The sequence below is a fragment of the Candidatus Termitispirillum reticulitermitis genome (assembly GCF_054655775.1).
In genome coordinates this window covers 1-5,577 of sequence record NZ_BAAIHG010000069.1, presented here as the reverse complement: position 1 = coordinate 5,577, position 5,577 = coordinate 1, and the positions used below count along the sequence as shown (strand labels likewise).

Below are 5,577 nucleotides of genomic sequence, written 5' to 3'. Positions count from 1 at the left end.
GCGGAAACATCTGCCGTAACAGATAGCCCGTTTGACGATGAAATGAACGTTTTACCGATAATGCCCCACCTATTTGGTTTGTCAGTAGTAGGTGCTTTTGAATCGTGTATAAAGTCAGCCGACATATCGGTTCAATACAGAAACATTGATAAGTTTCACGACTATAGCACCGACAACAAACTCTACTCTAAGACTTGGTTAGAGCAGACACCCTTGCCAGCAGACGAGCGGTCAGCACACGCATGCCCACGTCAAGCGAGGTATTATACCCTGTTAGAATTTTGTTGTCCTGCGTGTATGTCATATATGCAGAAAATACATCGCGGGAATATCCTATGCCATTGCTGATGTAGTATAGTTTATTCCCCCCACGCACAGATACTTCATCGGCATAGTAGTCGTAGTAAAGCCTCGTTCGTGTATAAAACTTGCCTATATCTATATCTAATGCGATGTCCAGTGGCAACAGCTTGTCAGTATAAAAATCGTGCCTCTGTTTCAGTGTGAGTCGCGACGACCAGCCATCTCCCAGCAGGTAGCTCACAAACTGCCATTCAGCCGATTGGTTATCAGCTTCTTCGCTTTCTAGCTCGTTTGGCAGTCCGCTAGTATCAACCTTTGGCACGTAACTATACCTAAAAATATTGCTTATGCCGTGTGTGAACGAGCCATAGTTCTTATAAATATCATTAATGTCAAGGTTGGCAACGGCTTTGCCATAAAATAATTCATACCCACTATCCGTTTCATCAAGCCGCACAAGGCTGTTTCGAGCGGGTTTGGCACTATAAGTGCCATCAGAAATATTCCAGCTGGTATAATACCCGCTAAACGAGGGTGTCAGCCTAGCTATGCCTAAGTTTATACTGGAATACAACGTTAAATCAGCATGTGAGCGGTCGTAAGATGAAAAAGAGTCTCTGCTAAATGTATTGTTGTCATAGTATGTCTTGTTGTCGTAGTGGACTTTGCTATAATCAAGATTATAGTCAGCGTTGATGTATTTTGTGCTGATATTGTATTTATATATGCTGACAGCGGGTGTCTGCTCTAACCAAGTCTTAGAGTAGAGTTTGTTGTCGGTGCTATAGTCGTGAAACTTATCAATGTTTCTGTATTGAACCGATATGTCGCTGAACTTGCTAGTCCAAGCTAGCACATAGTATTGATGATAGACGTTTTCATAGTTATTTTGCCCATTGTAGTAGGTGGAATATTCTGCAAAGCTACGGTTGTACATATAGTCTGAAGTTGCGGAAACATCTGCCGTAACAGATAGCCCGTTTGACGATGAAATGAACGTTTTACCGATAATGCCCCACCTATTTGGTTTGTCAGTAGTAGGTGCTTTTGAATCGTGTATAAAGTCAGCCGACATATAGATTTTATTAGTATCGCTGATAGCATAACGTCCCTCAAACAAGCCTTGTAGCCCTCTTGTGGAGAAACTATTTGCACCTAGAGTTATATCTTTATCGTAATCTATAGCCCAGAAAAACTCATTGCCTAAAATAGCACCCATATCAGTAGAATAGCCGATATTAGGGAGCATAAAGCCTGTCTGACGGGTAGTTTTTATAGGGAACATCATCTTAGGAGTATAGATGAGCGGCATATCCTTGATGTTAAAGGTGGTATGGTCGCCGAACAGATAGCCATCAAGGGTCACATCAACCTTTTGGAATGAGAATGACCACTCTGGAAGCGGCGCGCTGCAGGTGGTGAGGTTCACACTATCCATTGTGTAATAGTCTTTGCCTAGCCTGCGGACCTGTGTTGCACAGACGTAATATTCTTTATTCACTAGCCCAGTCACATTATCCATTATAGCGGTGTCGTTATCAATATCAAACACTAATGTATCAGATAAAAACTGCGTTTCAGTCTCAACTAGTTTCACATGTCCATTAGCCTCAACAGTATTGCTGTTAATATGATAGATTGCCTCGTCCGCATAAAGCTCCATGCCATTAAAGGTAATCTTCACATTACCGCGCGCATGATAGTTCTCCCCCTCAACACCTGTAATCTCCTTCGCCTCTATAGTGTAGTTCTCGCCAAATGAGTTATCAGCAGATAAGGCAACGCCACAAGCTAGGAAAAATACTGATGCGGCAAGTGTGAATAGCCTATAAAACCCTATATTCATTAGCGTTTTTGCCCGATGAGATATGGGCGCAGGTATGCACACAGATAGAGTGAGCCTGTTATAAGGAGCATTTCGCTTGCTTTAATACGAGCTTTCGCATATTTCAGAGCATCTGTAGGATTTTCTACAAATTCACAAGGCAAATCCGCCGCAGTAACAGCTGTAATGCTACGCTGATTGTTGGGGATAGTGGTCAGGATAATATTAGATACCCATTTAGAGAGTAGCGACAGATAGCGTTTAGTATCCCTATCAGCCGTTAGGCTGACTATCGCAAACTTGAGCGTTCTATTTTTGAAAGATTTAACAAGTGATAACAGCCCTGATATGTTATGCGCCCCGTCAAGCATAACATTGCCAAACCATTCCTGCCTGCACGGTGGCAGTTTTAGCAAGCTAAATCCTGCATCTCTACCGAGTAGCCAGCTGACTATATTGTGCGCATTGGCATAGTTATAACAATAAGGTTCGTTATAGATTACTTTTGCAAACTCCACATTATTAGCTGTTGGAGTAATAATTTCCGCATTAGGCAAAGCCTCACGGCATTTACTCATTATAAAATCAGGGTTATTAGCCACGAACACAGGGCTATTGTCGCGTGCTATAGCAAGCTTTTCTTGCAAAATATCGGAGATTTTTGCTCCTAATATATCCTTATGGTCTTGCGATATGCTAGTAATGACCGGCGTTTTAGCGGGGTATATATCGGCATTAGTTGCGTCATACCGCCCGCCAAGCCCCGTCTCCAATATTAGAAAATCTGGTCTTACCTCCATACAAAACTTAATAACCATAAGGAAAAGAGTCTCAAAAAACGATAGTTTATATTTAGCCACTAGCAGGTTAAGGCTGTCAAACAAGCTATCAAATGCCAGTGTGGGTATATCAGTTAGCCTGTATTTAATACGTTCACAGATAGTCGTGGTATGCGGAGATGTAAATAGCATAGTCTTGCAACCTGCCTGCTCTAACAACTGAGCTATAAAGTAAGACGTTGAGCCTTTGCCGTTAGTGCCTGCTATGTGAACTACCCGAATACCGCCGAAACTAGGGGAGAGTGCCCTGCAAGCAGCCTCTATACGGGCAAGCGTCAACTCAAGGTTGACAAATTCACCAGCGTTTGCGAAGTATTTCTCAAAGTGCGTCCCCGTTTGCAACATAACCTATATTTTTATAAGAAAACAGCACGTTATTCAAGTTGATTTATTCGGCTGAACGCCATAAAATAAGCAAATGAAACTAAAGAAAGTGCAGAAGCTCATACTATACGAGGTTGCGCCGCTATTTTTTATGCTCAACTTATTCTTTATATTCCTGCTTTTGCTGGAACAGCTAGTGGAACTTGCAGAGCTGGTCTTTGTAAAGGGCGTTCCCTCTGGCATAATGCTTGAAACTATTATATTTTATATGCCGTCTTTTATGGTTATCACAATCCCCATTAGCATACTGCTTGCCGTTCTGTTGGCTTTCAGCAAGTTCTCAGCAGATTCCGAACTGGTGGCAATGACCGTCTGCGGAGCAAGTCTCAAAACGATTGCCACCCCTGTGCTTATAATAGGACTTATAACAACAATGTTTAACGTATACCTGAACATATCGCTGTTGCCAAAAGGCTCTGCGTTAGCCGTCCGCAACATCAACAAGATGCTTGAAAATATATCTCTTAACGACATCCGAGAGAGGGAGCTTTACACTGATATTGACGGGATGTTGTTCTACGCCAACAAAAAACTGGGAGACGGCAATTTTGAAAATATACTGATGATAGATAATGGACGCAACGTAGTGGTATCAGCTAAACATGGAACAATCGTTCCTAATGCATCTCACTCAATAGCTATGCGTTTTTCAGACGGCAGAATGACCCTTGCTGACAGCGACACACACAGCTACTCTAATATTACATTTGACGGAATGTTAGTGAACTATCCGCTCAACATCCGCGCTAAGCTGTTGCCGCAAAATCATAAGATAATGACGCTAACGCAACTAAAGGAACGTTTTAGTGGAGGAGCAGTTTTTAAGTATGAGTATATGAAACGGTTCAGTATGCCACTCACATCTATCATTATGGCACTGCTAGGGCTATCTATGACAAGCTTTAACTCGCGCTCTTCACGCTCATTAAAGATATTGCTAGCCTGTATAGTGGGTTTTTCACTCAATATTTTATTTGTGTTAGCTGAAAATCTGGTGAATATCATAAACCCATTCGTGCTTGCATGGCTACCGCTACTGTTGTATGGGGCTATAACTGCCGTCTTACTGAGACGTATTTACGTTTAATAAATTTGCGAGAGAGGCAACATCCGTTCTGCCCCATCCGAAAGTTAGTTCTAAGCTGTTACACTCAAGTGTCTGTTCGGCATATACGTTGACAGTAAATGCATTTGCGGAACAAACCTCGGCGAGACAACGAACGAAACTCTTTCACTCCTGTGCGTAATGTTGACAGACATCAGATTACGCCAGTAGTCAAAATCAAACTGAACAACTATACTCGCTTTTATCAAGCGAACATATAGCGAACTTGCTAGCCGTCTCTTCAAAGCCTCAGAACGCTTGTAGTCTCCGACTATTCTAGCAACTCTGTTCAGTCTGTGGATTGCGTCCGTTATTATACTGCTTACACCTATACGCCTAGGCGCAGATGTAACCATACCAAGCCACCCATAACTGCCCGTTTTATACGGCTGATACTGGTAGCGAGCCGCCGATGATACATTAAGATGGAGATTAACATTGTTTGTTTGATGGTTCCACCCCGTGTTGTAAATCATACCTCACCCCTTGTCTAGTAGCCTCCCTTAATTGTTTTAAGGTCGCTAATGACACTTCCCTCTGCGGCACGGTGAAGTTTCCTCAGCCATACGGTTCAGCAATATCTTTCGTATGGTCAAGTAGCCCCACGCGCCGAGCTGAACTCAAAACCTGTGCTATTCCGCATGCAACGGACAGAACGATGACGTTCTGCTGAAACACACTTTTAGCTGTAGATTTGATAGCTTCTGTCAGCTCCGATGAGCCAAAGACATCACTGAAATGCAAGCTTAAACTAACCTGCCCAATAGAACGTACAAAACCGCCGTATGCGATGAACGCACACAGACGAGCCTGCCCATTCGTCTTGAACCTACCGCCCCGTTCACACGGGACGGAACTTATAACCATGAGAGCCATAAACCTCCTTGCCCCATTCTAAGTTTCCCTTTTGAATGTCACGCGGGCAATACGGCACTAACCTGACCAGTTGAGATGATAACAGAAAATAGGAAAGTTGTCAATTAGAAGTTAAAAATTGTAATTGCACAAGTTAAAATGCCCCTCATATATTTTTTATTAGGGGTATGTATTGTGGGAAGTTATGGCAAGATTAAAGGGGTAGAGGATGTGCTCAGTGGCAAGTTATCGTATGACGAAGTAGC

The 5,577-nt window shown here is 42.8% G+C and carries 5 protein-coding genes; 1 reads left to right on the top strand and 4 read right to left on the bottom strand.

Annotated features, from left to right (window positions below; translation table 11 throughout):
• Nucleotides 1-187: 187 nt before the first annotated feature.
• Nucleotides 188-2,149 carry an LPS-assembly protein LptD gene (locus AC1MDJ_RS06545; RefSeq protein WP_479690130.1) on the bottom strand — a complete coding sequence of 654 codons (1,962 nt, stop codon included), beginning with the start codon at nucleotides 2,147-2,149 and terminating at the stop codon, nucleotides 188-190.
• Nucleotides 2,149-3,312: a bifunctional folylpolyglutamate synthase/dihydrofolate synthase gene (locus tag AC1MDJ_RS06540; protein WP_479690129.1), complete on the bottom strand. Its 1,164-nt coding sequence runs from the start codon at nucleotides 3,310-3,312 to the stop codon at nucleotides 2,149-2,151. Before AC1MDJ_RS06540 ends, AC1MDJ_RS06545 begins: the two co-directional genes overlap by 1 nt.
• A gap of 73 nt (nucleotides 3,313-3,385) precedes the next feature.
• Here AC1MDJ_RS06540 and AC1MDJ_RS06535 point away from each other — a divergent pair, with 73 nt between their 5' ends.
• Nucleotides 3,386-4,438, top strand: a complete 1,053-nt coding sequence (locus AC1MDJ_RS06535) for an LptF/LptG family permease (RefSeq protein ID WP_479690128.1) — start codon at nucleotides 3,386-3,388, stop codon at nucleotides 4,436-4,438.
• 50 nt (nucleotides 4,439-4,488) lie between these two features.
• Here AC1MDJ_RS06535 and AC1MDJ_RS06530 read toward each other — a convergent pair whose 3' ends face one another.
• The gene (locus AC1MDJ_RS06530) at nucleotides 4,489-4,932 is read right to left on the bottom strand and encodes a hypothetical protein (RefSeq protein WP_479690127.1); all 444 of its coding nucleotides are present in this window, start codon (nucleotides 4,930-4,932) and stop codon (nucleotides 4,489-4,491) included.
• A gap of 82 nt (nucleotides 4,933-5,014) precedes the next feature.
• Nucleotides 5,015-5,332 carry a hypothetical protein gene (locus tag AC1MDJ_RS06525; protein ID WP_479690126.1) on the bottom strand — a complete coding sequence of 106 codons (318 nt, stop codon included), beginning with the start codon at nucleotides 5,330-5,332 and terminating at the stop codon, nucleotides 5,015-5,017.
• Nucleotides 5,333-5,577: the final 245 nt, after the last annotated feature.

Bases quoted from the DNA above. Each gene is read 5' to 3' on its own strand.
- AC1MDJ_RS06545 (WP_479690130.1), bottom strand. From the start codon at position 2,149: ATGAATATAGGGTTTTATAGGCTATTCACACTTGCCGCATCAGTATTT.
- AC1MDJ_RS06540 (WP_479690129.1), bottom strand. From the start codon at position 3,312: ATGTTGCAAACGGGGACGCACTTTGAGAAATACTTCGCAAACGCTGGT.
- AC1MDJ_RS06535 (WP_479690128.1), top strand. From the start codon at position 3,386: ATGAAACTAAAGAAAGTGCAGAAGCTCATACTATACGAGGTTGCGCCG.
- AC1MDJ_RS06530 (WP_479690127.1), bottom strand. From the start codon at position 4,932: ATGATTTACAACACGGGGTGGAACCATCAAACAAACAATGTTAATCTC.
- AC1MDJ_RS06525 (WP_479690126.1), bottom strand. From the start codon at position 5,332: ATGGCTCTCATGGTTATAAGTTCCGTCCCGTGTGAACGGGGCGGTAGG.